24 protein-coding genes, 5 tRNA genes and 2 rRNA genes are annotated in these 25630 nt (G+C 42.3%); 30 read left to right on the top strand and 1 reads right to left on the bottom strand.

All coding sequences use genetic code 11. From position 1 onward, the window contains the following. Positions 1-11: 11 nt before the first annotated feature. The 17 genes from rrf (QMG11_RS16260) to QMG11_RS16180 all read left to right on the top strand — a co-directional run bounded on the left by rrf (QMG11_RS16260) (position 12) and on the right by QMG11_RS16180 (position 13503). A 5S ribosomal RNA gene (gene rrf, locus QMG11_RS16260) occupies positions 12-128 on the top strand. 7 nt (positions 129-135) lie between these two features. After that, a tRNA-Asn gene (locus tag QMG11_RS16255) sits at positions 136-211 on the top strand. Positions 212-242: 31 nt separating this feature from the next. Then, positions 243-359, top strand: a 5S ribosomal RNA gene (gene rrf, locus QMG11_RS16250). Between the two features lie 148 nt (positions 360-507). Further along, on the top strand, positions 508-1068 hold the full coding sequence (gene gmhB, locus QMG11_RS16245; RefSeq protein WP_281837372.1) for a D-glycero-beta-D-manno-heptose 1,7-bisphosphate 7-phosphatase: 561 nt from the start codon (positions 508-510) through the stop codon (positions 1066-1068). Positions 1069-1113: 45 nt separating this feature from the next. Further along, positions 1114-2400, top strand: a complete 1287-nt coding sequence (locus QMG11_RS16240) for a UDP-N-acetylmuramoyl-tripeptide--D-alanyl-D-alanine ligase (protein WP_281837371.1) — start codon at positions 1114-1116, stop codon at positions 2398-2400. A gap of 16 nt (positions 2401-2416) precedes the next feature. Next, positions 2417-3505 (top strand): phospho-N-acetylmuramoyl-pentapeptide-transferase, encoded by a 1089-nt coding sequence (gene mraY, locus QMG11_RS16235; protein WP_281837370.1) that lies wholly within the window; start codon positions 2417-2419, stop codon positions 3503-3505. A 212-nt stretch (positions 3506-3717) separates the two neighbouring features. Beyond that, the gene (gene murD, locus QMG11_RS16230; RefSeq protein ID WP_281837369.1) at positions 3718-5037 is read left to right on the top strand and encodes a UDP-N-acetylmuramoyl-L-alanine--D-glutamate ligase; all 1320 of its coding nucleotides are present in this window, start codon (positions 3718-3720) and stop codon (positions 5035-5037) included. Between the two features lie 2 nt (positions 5038-5039). Beyond that, positions 5040-6113, top strand: a complete 1074-nt coding sequence (murG, locus tag QMG11_RS16225) for an undecaprenyldiphospho-muramoylpentapeptide beta-N-acetylglucosaminyltransferase (protein ID WP_281837368.1) — start codon at positions 5040-5042, stop codon at positions 6111-6113. Further along, a complete protein-coding gene (gene murC, locus QMG11_RS16220; RefSeq protein WP_281837367.1) occupies positions 6113-7444 on the top strand; it encodes a UDP-N-acetylmuramate--L-alanine ligase in 1332 nt (443 codons plus the stop codon). Before murG ends, murC begins: the two co-directional genes overlap by 1 nt. Before the next feature lie 6 nt (positions 7445-7450). Then, positions 7451-8293, top strand: a complete 843-nt coding sequence (gene murB, locus QMG11_RS16215; RefSeq protein ID WP_281837366.1) for a UDP-N-acetylmuramate dehydrogenase — start codon at positions 7451-7453, stop codon at positions 8291-8293. A gap of 1 nt (position 8294) precedes the next feature. After that, positions 8295-9158, top strand: a complete 864-nt coding sequence (locus tag QMG11_RS16210; RefSeq protein WP_281837365.1) for a D-alanine--D-alanine ligase — start codon at positions 8295-8297, stop codon at positions 9156-9158. Positions 9159-9212: 54 nt separating this feature from the next. After that, a complete protein-coding gene (locus tag QMG11_RS16205) occupies positions 9213-9884 on the top strand; it encodes a cell division protein FtsQ/DivIB (RefSeq protein WP_309302097.1) in 672 nt (223 codons plus the stop codon). 15 nt (positions 9885-9899) lie between these two features. Next, entirely contained in the window at positions 9900-11204 is a 1305-nt protein-coding gene (gene ftsA, locus QMG11_RS16200; RefSeq protein ID WP_281837364.1) for a cell division protein FtsA, read from the top strand. 20 nt (positions 11205-11224) lie between these two features. After that, the gene (gene ftsZ, locus QMG11_RS16195) at positions 11225-12310 is read left to right on the top strand and encodes a cell division protein FtsZ (RefSeq protein WP_281837363.1); all 1086 of its coding nucleotides are present in this window, start codon (positions 11225-11227) and stop codon (positions 12308-12310) included. Between the two features lie 96 nt (positions 12311-12406). Further along, positions 12407-12691 carry a 30S ribosomal protein S6 gene (gene rpsF / locus QMG11_RS16190; protein ID WP_281837362.1) on the top strand — a complete coding sequence of 95 codons (285 nt, stop codon included), beginning with the start codon at positions 12407-12409 and terminating at the stop codon, positions 12689-12691. Between the two features lie 83 nt (positions 12692-12774). After that, entirely contained in the window at positions 12775-13008 is a 234-nt protein-coding gene (rpsR, locus tag QMG11_RS16185; protein ID WP_281837361.1) for a 30S ribosomal protein S18, read from the top strand. Between the two features lie 99 nt (positions 13009-13107). Further along, the gene (locus QMG11_RS16180; protein WP_281837360.1) at positions 13108-13503 is read left to right on the top strand and encodes a YMGG-like glycine zipper-containing protein; all 396 of its coding nucleotides are present in this window, start codon (positions 13108-13110) and stop codon (positions 13501-13503) included. 84 nt (positions 13504-13587) lie between these two features. Here QMG11_RS16180 and rpmB read toward each other — a convergent pair whose 3' ends face one another. Beyond that, on the bottom strand, positions 13588-13845 hold the full coding sequence (rpmB, locus tag QMG11_RS16175) for a 50S ribosomal protein L28 (RefSeq protein ID WP_281837359.1): 258 nt from the start codon (positions 13843-13845) through the stop codon (positions 13588-13590). A 156-nt stretch (positions 13846-14001) separates the two neighbouring features. On the opposite strand from rpmB, the gene QMG11_RS16170 reads away from it, so the two are divergent. From QMG11_RS16170 to QMG11_RS16110, 13 genes are all read left to right on the top strand, one after another. Beyond that, positions 14002-16341 carry an endonuclease MutS2 gene (locus tag QMG11_RS16170; protein ID WP_281837358.1) on the top strand — a complete coding sequence of 780 codons (2340 nt, stop codon included), beginning with the start codon at positions 14002-14004 and terminating at the stop codon, positions 16339-16341. A gap of 36 nt (positions 16342-16377) precedes the next feature. After that, on the top strand, positions 16378-17046 hold the full coding sequence (gene ispD / locus QMG11_RS16165; protein ID WP_281837357.1) for a 2-C-methyl-D-erythritol 4-phosphate cytidylyltransferase: 669 nt from the start codon (positions 16378-16380) through the stop codon (positions 17044-17046). A gap of 10 nt (positions 17047-17056) precedes the next feature. Next, positions 17057-17887 (top strand): nitrilase-related carbon-nitrogen hydrolase, encoded by an 831-nt coding sequence (locus QMG11_RS16160; protein ID WP_281837356.1) that lies wholly within the window; start codon positions 17057-17059, stop codon positions 17885-17887. 9 nt (positions 17888-17896) lie between these two features. Beyond that, positions 17897-19141 (top strand): hypothetical protein, encoded by a 1245-nt coding sequence (locus QMG11_RS16155; protein ID WP_281837355.1) that lies wholly within the window; start codon positions 17897-17899, stop codon positions 19139-19141. Between the two features lie 40 nt (positions 19142-19181). Further along, positions 19182-20618, top strand: coding sequence for a cysteine--tRNA ligase (gene cysS / locus QMG11_RS16150; RefSeq protein WP_281837374.1), 1437 nt, complete (start codon positions 19182-19184; stop codon positions 20616-20618). Beyond that, entirely contained in the window at positions 20606-20980 is a 375-nt protein-coding gene (locus QMG11_RS16145; RefSeq protein WP_281837354.1) for a Mini-ribonuclease 3, read from the top strand. Before cysS ends, QMG11_RS16145 begins: the two co-directional genes overlap by 13 nt. A gap of 30 nt (positions 20981-21010) precedes the next feature. Next, positions 21011-22033: a rod shape-determining protein gene (locus QMG11_RS16140; RefSeq protein WP_281837373.1), complete on the top strand. Its 1023-nt coding sequence runs from the start codon at positions 21011-21013 to the stop codon at positions 22031-22033. Beyond that, positions 22034-22966 (top strand): DNA polymerase III delta subunit-related protein, encoded by a 933-nt coding sequence (locus QMG11_RS16135; protein WP_281837353.1) that lies wholly within the window; start codon positions 22034-22036, stop codon positions 22964-22966. Between the two features lie 488 nt (positions 22967-23454). After that, positions 23455-23530 (top strand) — tRNA-Val (locus QMG11_RS16130). Between the two features lie 6 nt (positions 23531-23536). Beyond that, a tRNA-Asp gene (locus tag QMG11_RS16125) sits at positions 23537-23613 on the top strand. Positions 23614-23657: 44 nt separating this feature from the next. Next, a tRNA-Phe gene (locus QMG11_RS16120) sits at positions 23658-23733 on the top strand. A gap of 13 nt (positions 23734-23746) precedes the next feature. Beyond that, positions 23747-23821: transfer RNA gene (locus QMG11_RS16115), tRNA-Cys, on the top strand. A 271-nt stretch (positions 23822-24092) separates the two neighbouring features. Next, positions 24093-25517: a hypothetical protein gene (locus tag QMG11_RS16110; RefSeq protein WP_281837352.1), complete on the top strand. Its 1425-nt coding sequence runs from the start codon at positions 24093-24095 to the stop codon at positions 25515-25517. Positions 25518-25630 lie beyond the last annotated feature (113 nt).

Genomic DNA, 25630 nt, shown 5'->3' with positions numbered 1-25630 from the left:
TCAATAGATAGCTTGGTGAGAATAGCTACGGAGGTACACCTGGTCACATATCGAACCCAGAAGTTAAGCCCGTAAACGCTGAAAGTACTTGGGGGGCAGCCCCCTGGGAGGATAGGAACTTGCCAAGCTACTTGCGCTTCCATAGCTCAGTTGGTAGAGCGCGCGACTGTTAATCGCGTTGTCGCAGGTTCGAGCCCCGCTGGAAGCGCCATTTTTTTAAAAATAATAAATAGTTTATATAGCTTGGTAAAAATAGCTACGGAGGTACACCTGGTCACATATCGAACCCAGAAGTTAAGCCCGTAAACGCTGAAAGTACTTGGGGGGCAGCCCCCTGGGAGGATAGGAATTTGCCAAGCTTTTTTTTATTTTTTGTAAAAAAATAAAAAAAGTTATATAATTATGTGATTGGGTAAAAATTCATCACATTTTCAACAAGATTTTATGGGATAATGTGTATAATTTGATTCCCCTAAGCTTTAAAAGAAGAAGATAAGAGGAGAAATCATGAAAAAATGTATCTTTTTAGATAGAGATGGTAACATCAATGTGGAAAAGGACTATCTTCACAGGGTGGAAGATTTTGAATTTGAAGAGGGAGCCCTTGAGGCCATTAAGGTATTTTCAGAGTCGGAGTACCTCATCGTGGTGGTAACAAATCAATCGGGAATCGCCAGAGGATACTACAGCGAGGAGGATGTAAAAACCCTTCACGACTATCTGGACAGAAGGGTCAAGGAATCCGGAGGAAGGGTAGATGCTTACTACTACTGTCCACATCATCCAGAAAAGGGGATAGGAGAGTATAAGCAGGATTGTGGCTGCAGAAAACCAGAACCTGGAATGTTTTTACAGGCTAAAGAGGATCTGGATATAGATCTTGAGAACTCTATAATGGTAGGGGACAAGATGAGTGATGTAGAAGCAGGAAGAAGGCTTGGAATGAGAGGGGTCCTAGTAAGAACAGGTCATGGAAAATCTGAGGAAGTTAAGGCAGGAAGGGATGTAGAAGTATACGATTCCCTCTACCACTTTTCTAAAATTTTTAAGGAAGAAAGAGGGAGCTAAGATTGATGGAAAAGTTTAAAAATGGTATAATTAGGAGTATTTCTTATGAAAATAGAAGCAGCTTTTAGGGATGTTTTTAAGGGAAGAAACCAGGATCTTCAGTTGGAGATAAGGGACGTAAGAATGGATAGTCGTCTTGTGGAGAAGGGAGATGTCTTCTTTGCAATAGGCGGTGGAAACAAGTTTGTGGAAGCTACCCTGGAAAGGGGAGCAAGCCTTGTAATCTACGATGATCCAGAGGTAGAGATAGACAACAGCAGAGCCATCCTGGTAGAGGATACCATAGAGACGATGCAGGAGCTTGCAAGGGAGTACAGGAAGCTCTTAGATGTAAAGGTAATAGGAATAACAGGAACCAATGGAAAGACCTCAACAAAGGATATAGTTTACTCTATCCTTTCTCAGAAGTACAGAGGGATCAAGAGTCAGGGGAACTACAACAACCATATAGGTCTGCCATATACCATACTCCAGTTAAGGGAAGGGGATGAGTTTGCCGTTCTTGAGATGGGGATGAGCAGCTTTGGAGAGATAGACCTTCTCTGTGAGATCTCAGGGATAGATTACGGGATAATAACCAATATCGGTGAGTCTCACCTGGAATTTTTAAAGAGCGTAGACAATGTCTTTAAAGCCAAGGGAGAGATGCTGAAGTATCTTCCTATGGAGAGAAGGATACTCTTTGGAGATGACAGATACCTCAAGGATGTAGAGGGAATAAAAGCAGGATTTGAAGAGGAAAACAACTTCATATTGAGCAGGGTAGCTGAGGATGAGGAGGGAGTGAACTTCACTCTGTCGGGGGAGGAATACAGAATCCCTATAAACGGTTACTACAACGCTATAAATGCAGCTCTGGGCGTGGCACTGGGTAAAACCTTTGGGATGTCCTATGAGGAGATAAGAGGAGGACTGGAAGAGGCAAGCCTTTCCTCTATGAGATATGAGAAGAGAAAGATAAGTGAAAAACTTTATATAAATGATGCTTACAATGCAGATCCTCTTTCTATGAGGAGTGCTTTCAAAAGCTTTAACAGTCTCTATAACGACACCTATAAGGTGATGGTGCTAGGAGATATGCTGGAGCTTGGTGAGGGAAGCGGAGATTACCACAGGGACCTGAAGGACGATCTAGAGGGTATCAAGGTAGACCTAATCCTTCTCTATGGAGATGAGATGAGAGCATTGAAGGAAGCCTTTGGAGACACAGACAGGGTTCTCTACCTTGGAAGTAAGGAAGAGATAGTGAAAAGAATAGACAGAATCGAGGGAAGAACTACAATTCTCCTTAAGGGATCTAGAGGAATGAAACTGGAAGAAATAATAAGATAAGAGGGAGAAGAGGAAGATGCTTTATTTTTTGGGTGAAATATTTAGCTCCATGGCCTGGGCTAAATCCATATATTTAAGAGTTTTTATAGGATTCTTACTGGCCTTTATAACGGTATTATTTACAGGTAAACCCTTTATAAAATACCTCAAGGGAAAGAAGCTGGGTGAATCCATAAGGGAGGAGGGACCTGAGAGTCACTTTTCCAAGAAGGGAACTCCAACGATGGGAGGAGTACTGATTGTGCTTTCAACCCTTTTTACAATGATAGTTATAGGAGATATAAGGAATAAGTTTGTGGGAATACTCCTGCTAGCCATGCTTCTCTTTGGAGCTATCGGCTTTATAGATGACTATAAAAAGTTTACTGAAAGCAAGAAGGGGCTTTCTGGAAGAAAGAAAATCCTGGGACAGGGGCTGATAAGTCTTCTTGCCTGGAGCTTTATCTATAAGAGTGGCCTTACAGGGGACAGGGTGTTGGACCTCTCTATAATCAACCCGGTATTCTCAAACTCCAGCCTGTATATCGGCGCGGGATTAATGCTGTTATTCATTATGCTGATACTAGTTGGAACTTCCAATGCAGTAAACATAACAGATGGTCTGGATGGTCTGGTAATTATGCCGGTAATCATAGCAGCCTCCATCTTAGCAGTAATAGCTTACTTTAGCGGCCACATAGAGCTGAGTGACTACCTGAACCTTCACTATATAAGGGGTGCAGGAGAGATAGCTGTATTCCTGGGAACTCTCTGCGGAGCAGGATTAGGGTTTCTCTGGTATAACTTCTATCCGGCACAGATATTCATGGGAGACACAGGATCCCTTACTCTTGGAGGAGTACTTGGGCTAGTGGCTATCTTCCTGAAGCAGGAGTTAATCCTTCCTGTGGTAGGACTTGTTTTCGTAATAGAAGCGATGTCGGTAATACTTCAGGTTGGTTCATACAAGATGAGAAAGAAGAGAATATTTAAGATGGCACCTATCCACCACCACTTTGAGCTTCATGGTCTGCCAGAAACAAAGGTAACTATGAGATTTTGGATCGTAGCTCTAATGTGTGGAATAGCTGCTCTTGGAATGGTAAGACTAAGAGGAATACTTTAAATCATATAACCACGGTTAACTCCGTGGTTATATTTACAAATAGAAAAAATAGTCTACTCCAATGAAAGTTGGAGTAAAGTATTTTTTTTATTATTAAAGAAAGTATCGAATTTATAAAAATTAAATGAAGCAACTAGTGTCCCAATTGATTATCAGGATGCAACGTCACGTTGCTTTTTATCTAGAAAATAATATTTGGTTGGTGGTAGAAGATGAAAAGGGCTATAGTTTATGGAGCTGGTATGAGTGGAATGGGAGCTCAGAAGTTATTATTGGAAAAGGGATATGATGTACTGCTGGTAGATGACAAGAAGGCTATTTCATCTGAGGAAGCCCTAAAGCATATAGAGGGGACCTCATTATTTATAAAGAGCCCGGGGATACCCTACACAGAACTGGTTGTAAGGGCCAGGGAATCAGGGGTAGAGGTAATAGATGAGCTGGAGGTTGCCTACAGGGAACTTTCAGAGATGGGGAAGATGCCAAAGATAATAGCGGTTACAGGAACCAATGGAAAAACAACAGTTACAACAAAGATAAAGGAGATGCTGGAGTTTTGTGGTAGAAGATCAGAGTATGCGGGAAATATAGGAAGATCCTTTGCAGAGCTGGTTCTGGAAATTAAAGGAGGGAAGGAACTGGACTATGTAGTTCTTGAGATGAGCTCCTACCAGCTGGAAAACCTGGACACCTTTAAGGCGGATATAGCAATGGTAGTAAACCTTGCACCAGACCACCTAGACAGATATGAAGGTGCAGAGGAGTACTACGATACAAAGATGAATATTACCATGAATCAGAGCACTGAGGATTACTTTATACTGAATGTAGATTCTCACGAGATAGTGGAGAGAGGGAGCAGGATAGCAGCCAAGAGAATAACTGTTTCCAGGAAAGACAAGGAAGCCATGATCCACTGTGAGGGAGAAAGGATTGTTGCAGGCAGTGAGGAAGTTGCAGATTCGGGAAGCTTCTCCCTGAAGGGGAAGCACAACCTTGAAAATCAGCTCTTTATAATAGCAGTGGCCCTGATAGAGGGTCTGGATTGGGAGAGGGTAAGAGAATTTCTCTATAATACAGGCTCACTGGAACACAGGATGGAGGAGTTCTATACAAGGGGGAAGACCCTCTTTGTAAATGATTCCAAGGGAACCAACCTGGAATCAACCCTTATGGCAGTGGGAGCCTATGAAGATCCCATTGTAATACTTGGAGGAGTGGACAAGAAGCTGGACCTAACTCCCCTTGTGGTGGGAGTATCCAGTCAGGCCAAGGCTGTTTATCTCATAGGAGAGATTGGAGATGAGCTGGAGAGGCTCTTTCTTGAGACCGGATATCCAAGGGAAGCTCTATACAATGAGGGGACCCTGGACAGGGTAGTAGAAAAAATATATGAGGCAATCGATACAGAGGAGAAAAACACAGTTCTTCTCTCACCGGCAACAGCAAGCTTTGATCAGTTTAAGAGCTATATCCAGAGGGGAGACAGGTTCAAGGAACTGATAAGAAAATATTTTAGGAAGGGAGAATAAGGGTGAAGAAGGTAATATTAACAACAGGCGGAACAGGAGGACATATATACCCGGCTATAGCTGTAGCAGACTCCCTAAGAGAAAAGGGTGTAGAATGTTCCTTCGTAGGAACAAAGCACAGGATGGAAAAGGATATACTGGGAAGGTCTAAGTATAAGTTTATTGGCTTGGATGTAATCCCGTTGAGCATAAAGAAACCCCTAAGTTTTTTTAAGATGTTTAAGAGCATCATTCAGGCTATCTTTATAGTTATGAGAGAGAGGCCAGAGGCAGTAATAGGTTTTGGAAATTATATATCGGTGCCAATCCTTGTGGCAGGGCTTATTCTTGGAAAGAAGGTCTACCTTCAGGAGCAGAATGCAAATCTAGGATTTGCCAATAAGCTTCTTTACAGGTTTGCAGATAAGAGCTTTCTGGCTTTTGAAAAGACCTATGATGAACTTCCAATAAAGTATTACAGAAGGCTTGAGGTTACTGGAAACCCTCTGAGAAAAGAGGTGTATCTGGCAGACAGGCAGACTGAAAGAGAGAAGCTTAAGATAGAGGAGGATGAAAAGGTTCTTCTAATTACCGGGGGAAGCCTGGGAGCTAAAAGTATAAATGACGCACTGCTTAAAAAGTGGAATCTGGCTCTGGAGGATAAGAAGGTAAGGATATACTGGGCTACTGGAGAGGGACACTTTGAAGAAGTAAATAACAAGGTGAAGAAGTATAAGGCCAACGATGTAATTAAGCCTTACTTTGAAAATATGCCAAACATCATGGCTGCAGCAGACCTTATAGTCTGCAGGGCAGGAGCACTTACTATATCAGAGATTATTGAGCTGGCAGTACCGGCGATACTGGTACCCTATCAGTCTATCAAAGTAGGACAGTATGAGAACGCCAAGATACTGGAGGAAGCAGGGGCAGCCTTTGTCCACAGGAACTCCGAGGCGGAGATAGCAATAGACAGAGCCTTTGACCTTATAAAGGATCCTAAGGAGATGGCTAGGATGAAGGTGCAGCTGAAGATAATGCAGAAGGAAAATGCGGCTGAGAGGATCGCTAACGACATAGATATCTGGGGGAACTAATGAAAAGAATATTTTTTATAGGAATAAGCGGAATAGGTATGAGCGGACTGGCTAAGATAATGTGTGAGCAGGGATATGAGGTCCTTGGTTCAGACCTTAAGAGAAGCTATGCAACAGATGAGCTTGAAGAGATGGGAATAAAGATATTCATCGGACACGATGAAAGAAACGTAGAGGGAGCAGACCTCGTAGTGAGATCCAGTGCCATAAAGCAGGGAAATCCAGAGTATGAGAGAGCTGTAAAGGACGGAATAGAGGTAATAAAGAGAGGAGAGCTTCTGGCCCTTCTGATGAACAGGGAGGAAGGAATAGCTGTAGCAGGAACCCACGGAAAGACTACAACCAGTTCTATGCTGGGAGCAGCTATGTTAAGCGTAGACCCTACAATTGTTGTGGGAGGTATAGTGCCAGAGATTGGTTCCAATGCCCAAGGTGGAAGATCGGGGATCTTCATCGCTGAGGCCGATGAGAGCGACAACTCATTCCTATACCTAAACTCCTCGGAGGCTATTATAACCAATATTGAAGCGGATCACCTGGAAAACCACGGATCATATGAGAATATAGAGAGATCCTTTATTGAGTTTATGGAAAAAACCAAAAAAGAGATAGTGGTTAATGTAGACTGTGACAATGTAAGAAAGATCATAGGAGAAAATCCAAAGGTCACAACTTATGGAATAGACAGCAAGGAAGCTCATATAGTGGGAGGCAACCTGAGAGTAAAGGACGGTATGAGCTGCTATGATGTGCACATAGGGGGAGAGCTCATAGGAGAGTTTGTTCTGGGAGTACCGGGAGATCATAATATCTCAAACTCCCTGCCGGTAATCTACCTGGCATTGAAGCACGGAGTAGATGTAGAGAGAATCAGAGAGGCTCTAAGAAAGTTTAAGGGAGCCAAGAGAAGATATGATGTACTCTATGACGAAGGAATAAAGATCGTAGATGACTATGCCCACCACCCGACGGAGATAAAGGCTACCCTTCAGGGAGCCAAGAGTGTGGAGGAAAATAGAATTGTAGCGATCTTTCAACCACATAGATACAGCAGATTAAAGTTCTTATTGAATGAGTTTAAGGGAGTATTCAAGGGAGCAGATGAAGTGGTGATAATGCCAGTTTTTGCTGCCGGAGAAAAGGATGAATTCGGTGTTACCCTGGAAGACCTGCTAGAAGTAAGTGAGCATAAGAATATAAGAATTGAAAGAGATGAGAAGAGTATAGAGGATTATGTAGCTGGAAAAAATCAAGATATCACTTATTTATTCATGGGAGCAGGGAGTATATCAGCCCTGGCTCACAGAGTAGCAGAGAAGATGAAAGGATAGTAGCCGATGAAAATATATAAGAGTCACGAAATGAAGGAGTTCTCCAACATGAAGGTTGGAGGAAGTGCCAAGGAGTTAATAGTTATAGAGGAGAAGTCGGAGATAGTAGAGGCTTTAAAGGGGAGGGATAAGGTCTTCTTAATTGGAAACGGAACCAATACCCTTCTTTCAGATGAGTTTATGGATGTGAGCTTTATCTCCCTTAAAAACCTTAAGAAGGTAGAGGATTTAGGAGATGGCCTGGTGAGGGCAGAGGCAGGAATCGACTTTGACGATTTCATTGAGTATATGAAGGAAAATGATTACTCCGGGCTTGAGAACCTGGCTGGAATTCCAGGTAGCCTTGGAGGATTAGTATATATGAATGGTGGAGCCTACGGAACGGAGATCTTCGACTGTATAGAAGAGGTGGAGATAGTAGATGAAAACCATGAAATAAGAACCCTTAAGAGGGATGAGATCCACTTTACCTACAGAAAAACTGAGATCCAGCAGAAGAAGTGGATAGTTCTCAGCACTACCTTTAAGTTTCAGAAGGGATATGATGAAGCAAGGGTAGAGGAGCTCAAGGAAAAGAGGGGAGGGAACCACCCTCTAGACCTTCCAAACCTGGGAAGTACATTTAAAAATCCAGAGGGACACTACTCTGCAAGGCTTATTATTGAAGCAGGAATGCAGGGGAAGAGAGTTGGAGGAGCACAGATATCCATGGTTCATCCAAACTTTATTGTAAACCACGGAGATGCCAAGGCCAGCGACATCAAGGAACTGATAGCTGAGGTGAAAAAAGAGGTAAAGAAGCACAGCGGAATAGATCTAGAAGAAGAAATAATAGTAGTGGGGGAATAAAATGAAAGTTGCAGTATTTATGGGTGGAACATCAGCAGAAAGAGAGATATCCCTAAAAACAGGAGGAGCTATCCTGGAAAGCCTTATCAGGCAGGGGTACAATGCATATGGAGTGGATCTTGTAGAGAAAAACCTGGTCTCAGCCTTTGTGGAAAACGACTATGATGTAGCTTTCCTGGCTCTTCACGGTGAGTATGGTGAGGACGGAAGAATCCAGGGGCTGCTGGACATGCTGGGGAAAAAGTATACAGGATCTGGAGCAACTGCAAGTGCTGTGGCTATGGATAAACATATAACCAAGGTAGTTGCTGATAATATCGGCATAAGAATACCTAAGACATATAAGAGTATAGATGAGATAGAAAACTTCCCTGTAGTTGTAAAGCCTGTTTCGGAGGGGTCCAGCGTAGGACTCTATATCTGTCAAACAAAGGAGGAAGCAGCAACAGCCCTGAAGGAGCTAGAGGGGAAGGAACCTATAATGGAGGAGTTTGTCAAGGGAGAGGAGCTTACAGCAGGAGTGCTGTGCGGAGAAGCTCTGGGAGTACTGAAGATAAAGCCCCACGACGGAACCTATGACTATGAGTCCAAGTATACAGTAGGGAAGACGGACTATGAGTACCCTGCAAAGATCACTGAGGATGAGTATGCTACAGCTATGAAGTATGCAAAATCAATACATGAGGAGCTGGGACTTCAGGGTGGGACAAGGAGTGACTTCATACTGAGCAACGGGAAGGTTTACTTCCTAGAGGTGAACACCTGTCCCGGTATGACGGAAACAAGTTTACTGCCTAAGCTCGCAAGTCTTAAGAACTATACATTTGATGATGTGGTAAAAAAAATCCTTACATCAATTGCATAGTAAAAAAAAAAGTGATAATATTATAATTAACCTGGGAAAATAGGAGCTAAAATTTTGAAAAATATTTTTGGATTTTTCTTTATTTGTTTAATTTTCACCACCTTTACATATGTAGATAACTTTTTTTTGAAGAGCGATATCTTTTTTTTGGATGAGATCAGCCTGGAAGGGGATATAGGCATAGTGTCTAAGGAACTGGAGGGAGAGGTAGCTCTCCTCAAGGGAAGGTTAATCTGGGATGTGGATACAGATAAGCTGGAGGAGATCCTGGAAGAGGATGTAAGAGTGGAGGAAGCCACAGTCAGGAAGCAGATTCCTAACAAGGTGACGATAAGGATAAAGGGTAAAAAACCTCACTTCTATATCCTTTACAGTGGGAAGATCTATTCTTTGGATGAGGGAAAAAAGGTATTTTCCTATCTAGAGGAGTTCCCTATGAAGGACTATCCTATACTCTCGATAAAAGATATGGAAGAAATAGAGGAATTAACGGAAATCTTAGAAAGAATAAATGGAAAACAACTGGAAGGTCTAGTGTCGCAGCTATATGTGGAAGATGAAAACTGTATTAAGATGGTTCTTCTGGATGGCACGGTAATAAAGACTAAACAGGAGGTTCCAGAAGAGAAATATAGTTTGCTAGAACGGCTCTACTTGAAGTTGAAGTCGGGGGGAGATCCCCTGGAGTATATAGATATTCGTTTTAGAGATTATATAGTAAAGTAAGCGGGAGAGTGCTTTATGGGAGATGTAGTATTAAAGGCAGCCTTGGACATAGGAAGTTCCAGGGTAAAAGCGATTTTAGGAGAACTCAGCGGAGACGGTGAAAGAATAAGAGTATTAGGCTCTACAGAAGTAGTCTCAAAAGGAGTAAGAAAATCAAAGGTAGAAGATGTTGAAACCTTAAGTGAGTGCATCAGAACAGCCATAGAGAAGCTGGAAGAAAAAACAGGAAAATCTGTAAAGAAAGCCTCTATAGGTATAGGAGGGGACCACTTAAAGTCGGTAACCAGAAATATGAAGTTTAACTTTTCAGAGGATGAAGAGGTAGTGAAGGAAGATCACCTTGATAACCTCTATGAACTGGCAGAGAAGGAAACTCTCTCTGGAGAAAGTGTAATAAAGAAGGAGCTATACAATATAAGAGTGGATAACTCTGGGATCCTTAAGAATCCAGTGGGCATAATAGGAGGCAGCTTAGAGGGGGATGTCCACCTCATAACTGCAGAGAAAGCACAGCTTGAGCTACTGGTAGAAGCTGTGAACAGAGCGGGAGTTGGTGTAGAGGAGATAACTCTAAATTCCTATGCTTCAGCTCAGGCTATCCTTACACAAGATGACAAGAAGATGGGAGTGGCCCTTGCGGATATAGGAGAGGGGTCTACAGACCTTATAATCTTTAAAAACGGTAAACTCATCTATTCTAAGAGTATACCAATAGGCGGGATGCACTATGTAAATGACCTAGCCTATATGTTTAAGATGGAAAAGAGCGACGCCCTCAAGCTTAAGGAGCTCTACAATGAGAACAAGGCTGAGGAAAATATAGAGATGAAGGTGGGAGAGGAAGTAAGATCCTTCAGCATTCAATCTATAAGGGGTCTCTTTGATGCAAGAAGCGGAGATATAGTTAACTACCTGTCCAAGGCTCTAGAGGAATCAGGGTTTAAGGGATACCTAGGAAATGGTGTTATCCTTACAGGAGGAGCAGTCACTATGGCTGAGGTAGTGGAGGAGCTGGCTAAAAACCTCAACTACAAGGTAAGGGTAGGAGAACCTATCAAGATAAGGGGAATGGTGGAAGCTCTACCTTCCTACTCCACAGTACTGGGAATACTACTGGAGGTGCTGGAAAAGGAGCACTTTAAGATAAAGAATCCTGAGAAGGAAGTTATAAAGGAAGAGGTAAAAGCTGAGGAACCTCAGGAAAAACCTAAGGAAGAGGTCAAGGCTTCGGAAGGTAAGGAAAAGAAGGCGGCAAAGCCAAAGGTTGAAAAATCTGGAATTTTTGATAATATGAAGAGCTGGATAAAGGAATTTATTTAGAAGGAGCAGGAGGCAGGCGCATGATACAGACAAATGAGTCTTTAGTAAGAATAAAAGTAATTGGTGCTGGTGGCGGAGGAGGAAACGCCATCAACGATATGATATCTGAGGGAGTAGACGGAGTAGAGTATATTGCTGCAAATACCGATGCCCAGGATCTACACAACTCACTGGCTGATATAAGAATACAGCTTGGAGAGAAGCTCACAAGAGGACTGGGAGCAGGTGCAGACCCTGAGATAGGAAAGCAGGCAGCAGAGGAAGATGTGGAGAAGATAAAGGCGCTTCTAGAGGAAACAGATATGCTCTTTATAACAGCAGGAATGGGTGGAGGAACTGGTACAGGTTCAGCTCCTATAATTGCCAAGATAGCTAAGGAGCTTGGAGTGCTTACTGTGGGAGTGGTAACGAAGCCGTTCTCATTTGAAGGAAGAAAGAGAATGAGCAATGCAGACCTTGGAATTTGTGGAATGAAGGAGTTTGTAGATGCTCTTGTTGTAGTACCAAATGATAAGTTATTTGAGCTGCCAGAAAAGACAATAACTCTTCAAAATGCATTTAAGGAAGCCAACAACATCCTTAAGATAGGAATAAAGGGTGTGGCAGACCTTGTAACTCAGCAGGGACTAATCAACCTGGATTTTGCTGATATAAGAACCAGTATGGTAAACTCTGGAATTGCTATGATTGGATTTGGAGAAGCCGAGGGAGAAAACAGAGCAGCTAAGGCAACTGAAAAAGCTCTTATGTCACCTCTTCTAGAGAAGTCTATCTCTGGAGCAAGTAAGATACTTATAAACATCACTGGACCATCTACTCTTGCCCTACAGGAGGCATTTGCAGTATCTAACCTAGTAAAGGATGCAGCAGGTAAGGCAGCAGAGGATGTAATGTTTGGAACTGTAATAGATGAGGAGTATGGAGATAAGATCCAGGTAACTGTTGTTGCAACTAACTTCTTAGAGGATGATCACAAGAGTGAGCCATTCATCAATGTAGCGCCAACTGAAAAGGTGGAACAGAAGACGGAGCAGGTAACTCTGGGAACACCACAAAATGTAGAGGAAGACCTTGATCTTCCACCATGGGTTAGAAAAAACGGATAAAATCATTGAAAAAGTATGAAAAATCTGATATAATAATCCTTGCCCTGCTTAAGAACTAGATTCTTAGGCTAAAACCAGAGGGAGGAGGTAATATTAATGAGAAAGTATGAAATTATGTACATCATCAACCCAACTGTAATGGCTGACGGTAGAGATGCACTAGTAGCTAAGGTAGAGGAGACTCTTACTAAAGCTGGAGCAGCTGACCTTAAGACTGAAAAGTGGGGAGAGAGAAAACTAGCATACGCTATCGACAAGAAGACAAGCGGATTCTACGTACTTACTACTTTTGAGATCGACGGAACTCAGTTAACTGAAGTAGAGAGAAAGCTTAACATTACTGAAGGTCTTATGAGATACATCGTAGTTAAGCAGAAGTAATTTTATTTCAGGAATAGGATAGTCCTATAGACTGTAGTTTTGGGGAGAAATCCCATCTATCAATATCTCAGGAGGTGTAACTAATGGCAGATTTCAGAAAACCTAGAAGAAGAAGAAAACCTAGATTAAGAGTAAAGGAAGCTGATATCAACTACAAGAACGTAGAGGTACTAGCAAACTTCCTTAACGATAAGGGAAGAATCAAGCCTGCAAGAGCAAACGGTGCTTCTGCAAAGCTTCAGAGAAAGATTGCTACTGCAATCAAGAGAGCTAGAAACATAGCTTTACTTCCTTACACAACAACTGTATCTAAGTAATCTATGAAGACCGGGATAACCGGTCTTTTTTTGTATGAAAATTTAAGGTACACCGCTGGAAAAAGGGTGTTATAATATTAATAGGAAGGAGTTGAGGCTATGAAGATAAGATCTGTGATTTTTATGCTTGCTATGCTGATTACCTTTATGAGCGCAGAAGCCGGAGTAAAGGGAGCAGCAGTGGGAGCCGGTGTGGGAGCAGCAGTTGGGCATATAGTAGGCGGAAATGATGAAGCGTGGATAGGTGCGGCACTAGGAGCAGCGGGAGGAGCCCTCATAGAATCCAATAAGAAGTTTGAGGAGAAGATAGAGGCTGAAAATACAGCAAGACAGAACTATAGAAGTGAAAGTATAGAGCTGGCGGAACCTGAGGAAAGTGTAGTCATATCTTCAACTGAGAAAAAGGACACCTGGGGATTACGTAGCGAGGAAGAGATAAAGGAAAAGATGGCTATGGAAAGAGAGAACTACAATGCATGGAAGGACTCATTTTAAGAGGGCAGAAGTGAGTCGGTAAAATATAAATAAAAGCAATAAAAAAAGACAGTTCTTTGTGAGCACTGTCTTTTTTTATTGGAATTACTTAGCAAGAGCTTTAGCAATTCTAGGGCTAAGAGTCTTCTCGTTAGCTTTAAGAACTTTAAGAACTTCTACTTCAGTAGCTCCCTTGATAGTCTTAAGAACTTTAGAACAAACTTTAACTTTAAGTGGCTGTCCGTTGATCATGATCTTAGTTGGCTGTAGGTTTGGCTTCCAAACTCTGTTGTTAAGTCTGTGCGAGTGAGATACTGCGTGACCAAACTGCATTCCCTTACCAGAAATTTCACATCTTTTCATTATGTACACCTCCTTATAAACATTTTGCAAATTATTATATCATCATCCCCAATAAATATCAAGTCTTTTTTGAAAACCTTGGCTGGAGCTTCATAGGCAAAAGGTTTTTATTGTGTTATAATAGAGTGAAAAAATCTAGTTATAAGGTGGTTTAAGATGAACAATCATAGTTTGAGTGTTTTGGAGTTTGACAAGCTCAGAGAAGAGATTGCCGGCTACTCCAATATAGAGGATTCACAGGTAGAAATATTAGAGATGATGCCATATTCAGATCTTAACTCGGTAAAGAAGGAGTTAGACCTTGTAAGAGAGTTTATGGAATTTTTAAAGTATGACGGCGGTATGGAAGCTGCTGGAATGAAGAATATAAAGAGCATTGTAAGGAAGACAAGTCTTGTAGGAACCTATCTGGACCCAGAAGAGGTATGGCACATAAAGGAAAACCTTAAGATATTCAGACTTTTCATTGGAAAGCTGGAGGAGCTGGGTAAGTATAAGCACCTGACTCATAAGTTTAAGGGGATGCCCCTCTATAAGGGAATAGAGGAGATAATAAATAAAGCCATAGACAATGAGAAGAAGATAAAGGATGACGCTTCCCTGGACCTGAGAGATATCAGGATGCAGCAGAAGATCATAAATGCAAATATCAAGAAGAAGTTTGACGATATGTTTACCAACCCGGCCTATGTCAAAGCTATCCAGGAAAAAATAGTTACCATGAGAGAGGGGAGAAGCGTTATCCCTATAAAGGCAGACTTCAAGGGTCAGATCAAGGGAATAGAGCACGACAGATCAGCAAGTGGTCAGACGGTATTTATCGAGCCCCTGACTATTGTTTCCCTCAACAACAAGATGAGGGAGCTAGAGGTAAGGGAGAGGGAGGAGATAAGAAAGATCCTTCTAAGACTTACAGACCAGATAAGGGTGAACTCAGAGGGAATAAACCAGGTAGGAGATGCCATCCTTGATATAGACAAGCTTATGGCAAAATCTACATACTCTCTGGAAAAGAAGTGTGTAATACCAGAGCTAAATACCAGGGAAGTTATAAGCCTGGTGGAAGCAAGACATCCATTTATCCATGAGAGGGAGGTAGTACCTCTAACATTTGAGATAGGTAGGGACTACAATACCCTTCTTATTACAGGACCAAATACCGGAGGTAAGACGGTAGCTCTAAAGACAGCAGGACTACTTACTCTGATGACACTATCTGGAATACCTATTCCTGCAAGTGAGAAAACAAGCATAGGATACTTTAACGGGGTATATGCAGATATTGGAGATGAGCAGAGTATCGAGCAGTCCCTGTCATCCTTCTCGGCACACCTGAAGAATGTGCAGGAGATCCTGGAGAACGTTACTAAGTCATCCCTTGTGCTTCTAGATGAGTTGGGATCGGGAACGGATCCTATGGAGGGATCGGCCTTTGCAATGGCTGTAATCGACTACCTGACAGAGAGAAAGTGTAAGTCCCTTATCTCGACCCACTATAGTGAGGTAAAGGCTCATGGTTACAATACCGACGGAATTGAGACAGCTTCCATGGAGTTTAACCTGGAGACCCTTTCACCTACATATAAGCTACTTATGGGGATTCCCGGAGAGAGTAATGCCCTTATTATCGCAAAGAGGCTGGGTGTGCTAGGAGAGGTAATAGACAGAGCCAAATCCTATATAAGTGATGAGGATAAGAAGGTAGAGACGATGATCTCCAATATAAGGGAGCAGTCGGAGGAACTGGACGGGATGAAGGCTGAGGTTGAAAGACTGAAGGATGAAGCCCTTAAAAACAAGGAGGAGTATGAGGAGAAGCTCAGAACTCTTGAGAAGGAAAAAAATGAGATCCTGAAGGAAGCATATTCTAAGGCAGATAAGATGATGAAGGAGATGCAGTCCAAGGCCAAGGCTCTTGTGGATAAGATCCAGACTGAGGAGAGTAAGAAGGACGATGCCAAGAAACTTCAGAAGAGTCTGAATATGCTGAGATCGGCCCTGAATGAAGATAAATCTAAGAAAGTAGCTGTAAAGCCTAAGATCAAGAGAAAGATCACAGTTAAAGAGGGAGACGAGGTGTTTGTAAAGAGCCTCAACCAGAAAGCAGTAATTACAAGGGTAATAGCATCCAAGGAAGCGGTACAGATACAGGCAGGAATCCTGAAGCTGGAGGTACCACTAGATGATGTTAAACTAAGTCAGGAGCCAAAGAAGAAGACCTATACAAAGACCCACGTAAGCAGAAGAGCAGCAGCCAAGTCTCAGGTAGACCTGAGAGGAAAGATGGTGGATGAGGGAATCCATGAACTGGAAACCTATCTGGACAGTGCTCTGCTAAGTGGTTACAATGAGATCTATGTAGTTCACGGAAAGGGAACTGGAGCTCTTAGAACTGGTATCTTAGAGTACCTGAAGACATGCAGATATGTAAAGAGCTTCAGAACAGCCAACCAGAATGAGGGTGGACTGGGATGTACTGTGGTGACTCTTAAGTAGTGATGTAAAAATAATTAATCAAGAAAGGATATTGAAGTGAAAAAATATACCTTTATAGTGGCAGCAGCAGGAGTAGGGAAGAGGATGGGACTGGGATACCCCAAGCAGTTTTTAGAGTGGGAGGGAAAGCCCATATTCATCCATACCCTTGAGAAGATAAACGGTAATAAGCTGGTAACGGATATAGTGGTGGTGACCAACTCAGACTATATTGAAGAAGTAGAGAGGTACTGCAGAGAGTACTCTATCCACAAGGTTGCCAGGGTAGTTGCCGGGGGAAGAGAGAGACAGGATTCTATCTACAACGCTATTCAGGAGTGCAGAGACAGTGACCTTATAGGGGTGCAGGACGGAGTGAGACCCTTTATAGAGGATGGTTTCATAGAGAGTGCCTATGAGGAGCTCAGGAAAGATGGACTAGACGGAGTGGTAGTGGGAGTCCCTGTAAAGGACACCATAAAGGTGGTAGATGAGAATGGAATAATTCAGTCTACCCCTGTGAGGTCAACCCTTGTGGCAGCTCAGACACCTCAGGTATTTAAGGGAGAGCTCCTTGTGAAGGCCTATGAGAAAGCAGCTGAAGACAGTTGGCTGGGAACAGATGACTCATCCCTTGTGGAGTATATAGGGGGAAGGGTAAAGATAGTAGAGGGAAGCTACGGAAATATAAAGATAACAACGGTAGAAGATTTAAAACATCTGTAAAGGGGGAAGGATGAAGGCAGCAATAGCGCAGATAAAACCGACATTGGGAAATATAGAAAAAAACCTTGAGATAATGATGGGGAAGGTAGAGGAAGCCAAGGAAAAAGGTATGGATATAGTTGTATTTCCAGAGCTGGCTCTTTCGGGATACCTTCTGGAGGAGATGGTCTACGATGTATGTGTAGAGATTCCTCAGAAGCTTCTGGAGGCAAGCAGAGATATCAGTATCCTCTTTGGAGGAGTTGAAAAGGGCAAGGATAACTTTATCTACAACTCTGCATTTTATCTGGAGGACGGAAGGGTGACTCATACTCACAGAAAGGTATACCTTCCTACCTATGGAATGTTTTTTGAGGGAAGGTACTTTAAGAGTGGAGACAGATTCAGAGCTTTTGACACCAAGCACGGAAGATTTGGTGTACTAATTTGTGAGGATGCATGGCATCAGTCGGCATCGTATATCCTGGGACAGGATGGAGCGGACTATATCTTCTGTCTTGTGAGCAGCCCTGCCAGAGGATTTGAACTGGGAGTGGATTCCATGGCTAAGGACTGGGAGGGGATAGCTTATCAGACAGCTACCATGACCGGAACCTATTTTATAATGGTTAACAGAGTGGGAGTAGAGGACGGAGTGAGCTTCTGGGGAGGTTCAGAGGTTGTAGCTCCAACTGGAAAGATTATGGCTAAGGGAGAGTATCTCAAGGAGGATACCCTTTTTGTGGATATGCCTGAAAGAGAGATTAGAAGAGCCAGATTTAGTTCTCCTGTAATGAAGAGTGAGGATATCGACCTTACAATTAGGGAGCTAAAGAGGATCCAAAATAAAAGATACCAATAGGAGGCAGCCTTGAAAGTTATAAAGGGATTGATAATCTTAATTTTAGCGGTAGTTGCGGTATTTTTCTTAAGCTTTAACTTTATCTATAGGGTAGATAGCTCAACCTTCTTTAAGGAGGGGATAAAGCAGGTCTATGTTAACAGAGGGATAAACAAGCATGACTATACCTTTATAGAGAAGGGCATGGAAGAAAGCGGAAGGGAAGAACTTTGGAAGGATATCGACCTTGGAAGAAAGGCCTTGAAGGATGTATACTTATTCTCCTTTGATATGATCGACAATACCTTCAGCGAAGAGGTTATGGTAGTGGATACAGGGATTGCCTACCTGGGGATAAAACCCAAGGTGACAGATTACTTTGATAGAAGGGGTGAGTTCTATGTCCTCAAGGAGGAGAGGAAACCCAGGGAGCTAGCAGGAGCAGATGTCTACCTAAAGGCCTACAGGGGTTACTTTATAGCAGCCCTCTCTACCGATGTAATTGACAGGTTTCTGGAAGCACCTAAAGCCAAGGAAGGCAGGCTACAGGATCTAGACAAAAAATCCAAGGTGGGAAGTTTTGGTAAGGTTCTTATGGACCTCAAGGGGGACCTACTCTTTGATGCCATGGGAGTAAATGGTGGAGTTGCAGGAGTCGACCTCAAGGGGGAAAGGCTCACTGTATCCAATGAGCTCTTCGGAGGGGGAGAGTTTATGGATTCCCTCAAGGAGCAGCCTGAGGAGAGAAGGTATGAGAAGTTTGCAGGGAAAGACAGATTATATATCTCCGGAAACAATATCGGAGGAACCCTGGCTATAGCACTAAAAAATATGAACTCCAATGAACTGAATGCTTTCAATATGGTATTTGGTATGCTGGGAGTAACTTTAGAGGATATATTTAATCAGATAGACGGGGAGATCGTAGTGGATGTGAAGAGTAACTCCTGGATGATCCCGCTGAAGGATACAAAGACTATAAGAAAGATATTCGGCTTTTTCGGGCAGAAGGACAGGATGCTCTATGGCAACAGCGAGGTTGTACTGGACGGAAAGGTACTCAGAGCTGGAAGCATGGAGGAGACAGGGGACGGAGTGAAGGTAGAAAAGGGTACATTTATCTACGGAGACCTGCCTATGAACCTAGTTGACAGAGCCTTTGGAGAGGATTCCAGAGGGAAGCTTACCGGAAAAGTCAGCGCCAGAGGTATTCTCCTGGAGCTTGAGCTGAATGAGGAAGCCACAAGAGATATAGCTTATGAAGCACTGAGATAAAAGAAATTAAAATAAAATTATAATAACGAGGGGTGAAATGATGATAAGATTACACAATACTCTGACTGGAAAAATAGAAGAATTTAAACCCATGAAGGAGGGAGAGGTATCCATGTATGTATGCGGACCTACCGTATACAACTATATTCATATAGGAAACGCGAGACCTGCTATCTTCTTTGACACTGTAAGAAGATACCTGGACTACAGAGGGTACAAGGTAAAGTATGTACAGAACTTTACCGATGTAGACGACAAGATGATAATGAAGGCCAATGAGGAGGGGGTATCCCTAAAGGAGATAGGTGAAAAATATATAGCAGCCTACTTCGAGGATACAGCCAAGGTAAACCTTAAGGAAGAGGGAATGATAAGACCGAGAGCTACCCAGTATATCGGTGAGATGATCAAGATAATCAAGGACCTTGAAAATAAGGGATTTGCCTATGAATCTCAGGGAGATGTGTACTTCAATGTAGAGGCCTACAAGGAGAAGTATGGAGAGCTCTCTGGAAAGAATATAGATGATCTGAAGTCTGGAGCAAGCGGAAGAACGGGAGCAGAGGCAAGTGTAAAGAGATCTTCAGTGGACTTTGCCCTTTGGAAATCAGCTAAGGAGGGAGAACCAGCATGGGGATCGCCTTGGGGACAGGGAAGACCAGGTTGGCATATAGAGTGTTCTGCAATGTCAAATAAGCTTCTGGGACCAACATTTGATATCCATGGAGGGGGACAGGATCTTATCTTCCCGCACCACGAGAATGAGATAGCTCAGTCTAAGTGTTCTACTGGGGGAGAGTTCGCAAGATACTGGATCCACAACGGCTACATCAATGTCAAGGGAGAGAAGATGTCCAAGTCTTTAGGAAACTTCTTCCTGCTGAGAGAGGTGCTGGAAAAGTATGATGGTAGAGTTGTAAGGTTCTTTGTACTGAGCTCTCACTATAGAAAGCCTATTGACTTCTCTGAGGATGAGATGAAGCAAGCTAAGGCAGCAGTGGAAAGAATCGAAAACAGCATCATCAGGGCCAATGAGAGGCTGGAGGATGCAGCTAATACAGAGGACAATAGGATGGCAGAGGAGCTTTCAAAGGTGCTTACAGATTCCAAGGCTAAGTTTATAGCAGGAATGGATGAGGACTTCAATACAGCTCTTGGAATGGGAGCAATCTTTGAGCTGGTAAAGGAGCTAAACAGATTCCTGGATACCAATGAGGTAAGTGAAGCAGGAAAGAAGGCTATGAGCGAGTCTGTGGAGTTTATAGGTGAAGCTATGACCGAGGTATTAGGAGTGGAGCTTAAGACTGAGAAGCAGGTAGGAAATATGACAGCTGAGCTTGTGGAGTATATCCTAGAACTGAGAACCGAAGCAAAGAAGGAGAAGAACTATGCCAAGGCTGATGCAATCAGGGACAGGCTGGCAGAGATGGGAATCTCCATAAAGGACGGAAGGGACAAGACAACATGGTCGATATAAATATCAAGGAAACAAATGGTCTATCCCTGGCATATCTTGGAGATGCAGTGTGGGAGATAGTGGTAAGGGAGTACTTTATTGCCACGGGACATAAGGTAAACAAGCTGAATAAGCTGGCAGTAAACTATGTAAACGCGAAGGGTCAGAGCAGGATATACAGAAATATAATCGATGATATGGAAGATGAATACAAGGCAGTGGCCAGGAGAGCTAAGAACAGCAATATAAGAAGCTTTCCCAGAAGCTGCAGTATAGATGAGTATCGTGAGGCAACAGCATTTGAGGCACTTATTGCGGCATTGTATATAAACGGTGAAATGGAAAGAGTGAGGAAGATTTTTTTAGAGAATGTAGAGGGGTAGTAGATGAAGAAATTAAATTTCAAAGTAAAGATGCCAAGCCTTAGGGTACAAAAGAGTATAGGAATAGATCTGGGGACAGCTAATACTCTGGTATACAATAAGCAAAGAGAAGAGATAGTACTAAATGAACCATCGGTAGTAGCTGTGGATAAGGAAACAAAGAAGGTATTAGCTGTAGGTCAGGAGGCCAAGGAGATGCTTGGTAAGACTCCAGACCACATTATAGCTGTGAGACCTCTGAGTGAGGGTGTAATAGCCGACTACGACATTACAGAGGCTATGATAAAGTATTTTATCAAGAAGATCTTTGGTAAGATGAACTTTATGCTGCCAGAGGTAATGATATGTGTTCCCATCGAGGTAACAGGGGTAGAGAAGAGAGCCGTACTGGAGGCTGCTATCTCTGCAGGAGCTAAGAGAGCATACCTTATCGAGGAAGCCAGAGCAGCAGCTCTTGGATCTGGAATCGATATATCAGCTCCAGAGGGGAATATGATAGTGGATATAGGTGGGGGATCTACAGATATAGCTGTAATATCCCTTGGAGGAACTGTAGTAAGTACTTCCATAAGAACTGCAGGAAACAACTTTGATGAGGATATCATAAAGTATATAAAGAAGACCCACAACCTTCTAATCGGAGAGAAGACAGCTGAACAGATAAAGATTCAGGTGGGAACAGCTCTTCCGCTAGAGGAGGAGGAGATCATGACAATAAAGGGAAGAGACCTTATGACGGGACTTCCTAAGCCTATAACTATAACATCTTCAGAGGTACTAGAGGCCATAGAGGATTCCCTGATGCAGATAGTTATGAGCGTAAAGCATGTACTGGAGAAGACTCCGCCTGAGCTGGCTGCTGACATTGTGGACAAGGGAATCGTAATGGCAGGGGGAGGATCTCTTATCAGAAACTTCCCTGAGCTGATATCCAAGCATACCCACCTTCAGGTAAAGCTGGCTGAGGACCCGCTAGTGAGCGTGGTAATTGGTGCTGGAATAGCCCTGGATAAGATAGATGTTCTGAGAAAGATCGAGAAGGCAGAGAGATAGATGTTTAAGGACATAGTATCCAATGAGGAGGCTAAGAGATTTCTTCAGAATGAACTGAGGATGAAAAAATCCTCAGCAACCTACCTCTTTAACGGTAAGAGGGGAAGTAACCCCATGGAGTTTGCCCTGGCCTTTGCCAAGGCAATCCTCTGTGAGGAAGCTGAGAACGACTTCTGTGATGTATGCAGCAGCTGCAGAAGGGTAGAAAGCGGAAACTACCCTGATCTGCATATCTATGGCCGTGAGGGAAGCATCAAGATAGATGAGGTAAGGGAGATAATCTATAAGGCTTCCAGCACGAGCTATGAGGGAAATAAGAGGATATTTATTCTGGATAACATAGAGGACCTCAGGAAGGAAGCTGCAAATGCTCTTTTAAAGAGTATAGAGGAGCCTGAGGAGGGTACCTTCTTTATCCTTCTCTCTGAAACTCTGAATATAATACCCACCATACTTTCAAGATCCATACTGGTGAATATCGCCAAGAAGAATATGGAGGAACTGGGAGTGAGCAAGGGAGAGTATGATTTCTTCTTTGGGAACACCAGGGAGATAGAGGAGTATAGGAGAAGAGGGCTGGATATCTCCAAGGAGGAGTCCTACAGGGAGATAGGGGCCCTTCTGAAGGAGTATAAGGAGGATCAGGACCTGGAGGTTAAGATAAGGGTCTACAGGGCTCTGAGAGACTTTATGGGACGAAGGGTATCTCTAGACAACCTGGATAAGATGTACTTTGCCCAGGAGATAGCCAAGGGACTGGCCAAGAGCAAGGGATTTGACAGGACCAGGGAGGTGGCAGAGGAGATGATGTACTGTGCTACTCTTCTTGCAAGAACTCCTGAAAAGCTGGAAAAACTACTGGAGATGAAGGGGTACAATAAGTTTAATGTGAATCTTTCACTTTTATTAAAACTCTTTTTTTTAGAAATATAGACCAGGCCGGTATCAAAGTTTGATTGACTTTGATATCGGCTTTTGTTGAAATTGGTACTTTTATCTCTATGCAACAAACGGTAGTCTCTTACTTCTGTAATTATCCAAGAGTTCAAAACTGTTCGATACCTTTGTCTTGATATAAATGTATCCGAAAAATCAAGACTTCCGTCAATTGTCTTTTATAGTAATACAGAGTTTCCGACTCTTTTTAGAGATGCTAGATAGAACCTATCCTGTTTGACGAGTCGAAGCAAGGTATCTCGTGAAGTCTGACGACCGACTTCAGTCGATAAAAAGCTCTATTTAAACTTTTGTATTTCGATTGAAATCAAATAAAATTACACCAAAATATATAAAAATGAGTTGAGTATTTATTTTTATTAAAATATGAAATAACGTAATAAATCAAATTAAGCTCCTGTAAGCACTGTGTGGCTAAATTGCATAAAAATTTTATATATCGTATACTTATTGAGTCTTCAAGAGGTCGCATAGCTCAGTTGGGAGAGCACCTGCCTTACAAGCAGGGGGTCACTGGTTCAAGTCCAGTTGTGACCACCATATAATGGGGGTGTAGCTCAGTTGGTTAGAGTGCCTGCCTGTCACGCAGGATGTCGCGAGTTCGAATCTCGTCACTCCCGCCATTAAACTTACAATAAGTAAGATGGAAAACTCAGAAGACTGGTATGCCCAGATAGCTCAGTCGGTAGAGCAGGGGACTGAAAATCCCCGTGTCCGTGGTTCAAATCCGCGTCTGGGCACCATTAAATTTCATATGGCGACATGGCCAAGTGGCTAAGGCAGAGGTCTGCAACACCTTTATCGGCGGTTCGAATCCGCCTGTCGCCTCCATTTAAAATTCAAACAGCTGAAAAGCTGTTTTTTTATTTTTTGGAAAAAACTATTAAAGGATGGATACAAAATAAGAGTATTTAAAAATCAGTGAAGTATTTAGAAGGATTTAATTATTTTTGACTTTTGAAAAGTATGTTTATTAGATATTTGTTTACAACAAGAAAAGATAAAAGAAGGAAATTAAATAAATGAAAAGAATTATAGGGTAGCAGATAGCATTTAGGTACAGATAACTGATTAAAAAATATTATGATAAGAGGAGGAAAAGGTGAGAAGAAAAAAAATAATCTTAATTGGAAGTTTAATTCTATCAGCTTTAGCCTTTGCAGAAACAAGAACAGCATATATATTAGTACCTCATAATCTAAATCCTGAAGATGTAAAAGTATCAGGGATAATATCAGGAGGAGACACGTTTACACAAGATAATACTGGGGTTACAGTTACAGATACAGATCCAAGTGACTATACAGCATATGGAGATACCACCAAATATTTGAAATTAGCAGTGGGTGGCGAAGATGCCGATGATGTTAAGTTAACAAGCGGTGATGAAGTAAAGTTTATGCTGGGATATGAAAGCGGAGAAGAGGCGGGGCTTACACGTTATACAATAATTGCCAGTCCGGATATAGAGGATTACCATGATGAGATTCAGGCAGGTGTATCTGCGGAAACAGAATATATGAATGGTCTGGAAATAATGGAATTTGGAAATATAACTGGTTATGATAATTATGAAACATTTCCCGGAAGGGAGTTAACAAGTGATCCTACTATATATTCAGGATTTGTAGTGGGAGACCAAAAGATGGATGAAACTGGAGAACCAAGCAATATAGTAGATATCTATTATGCAAAGGGAGACCCAGGAGATAACCCTATAAATGTAGTAGATGGTGGAGCGTCTTTAAATCCAGGAACCGGGCAAGATAATGAATTTCAATTGTGGTCCTTAAGAGTAGAAAGTAAAGTCCTTAACGATGATGGAACTTATACTTATACATACCTAAAAACTGTTGGTGAGGAAACAATTCCTACAGAAACTAGAGAGGAAGCAGATAGAGTACTACTATACTCCAATCATACAAGCGCTACTGATGAAACTCCACTATACAGTGATTTTTCGGAATTTTCACCAAGCGAAAGCCCGATAGAAGGGGTTTTTTATAGTGAAGGAGAATCCTATGTAGCTAGTGATGGGATAAGTTATCCGTATGGATATTATGATAATTTTGTATTTGATGTATCGGTAAGGTTTCAGGGGGATAAAGTCCCAATGCTTGATGAAAATGGAGAGATTGTTTATGATAAAAATGGCAAGATGGTAATGGTTTCACCTTCGGTAATTATAAACGGGGAAGATGTACTTGATGGAGGAGGAAAGCAGTTCTATTGGAGTTTTAACAATACAAGTGATGTGACTTTAGAATATCTAGGAGGTCAGATTTTATTCAATTTTAAAGGAGATAGTATAATAGTGGTACCAGAAGATGGTCAGGATGTACCGGAACCAATAGCACAAAAGATATATGTGATGGATGACGGTGGAAAGTTTATGGAAGGGGACGCAACGATAACATCTAAATATGAAGGCACAGTAAAGTATAGAACAAGTAATATAAAGATGAAGGTAATGACTGGAAGTAGTACTACCGAGAAAAACTATGAGATAGAGAGCATAGAAGAATAACGAAAAAGATGTCTGGAGCTGTTCCAGACATCTTTTTGAATTGTATAAAAATATGAACTTGGGTAGAGAAAATCTTTTTTGTCACGGGTTAATAGAAATTATCACAGATCGAC

It is taken from the genome of Propionigenium maris DSM 9537 (assembly GCF_027925155.1).
GTDB classification, from domain to species: domain Bacteria; phylum Fusobacteriota; class Fusobacteriia; order Fusobacteriales; family Fusobacteriaceae; genus Propionigenium; species Propionigenium maris.
This window is presented reverse-complemented; position numbering and strand designations above follow the sequence as displayed.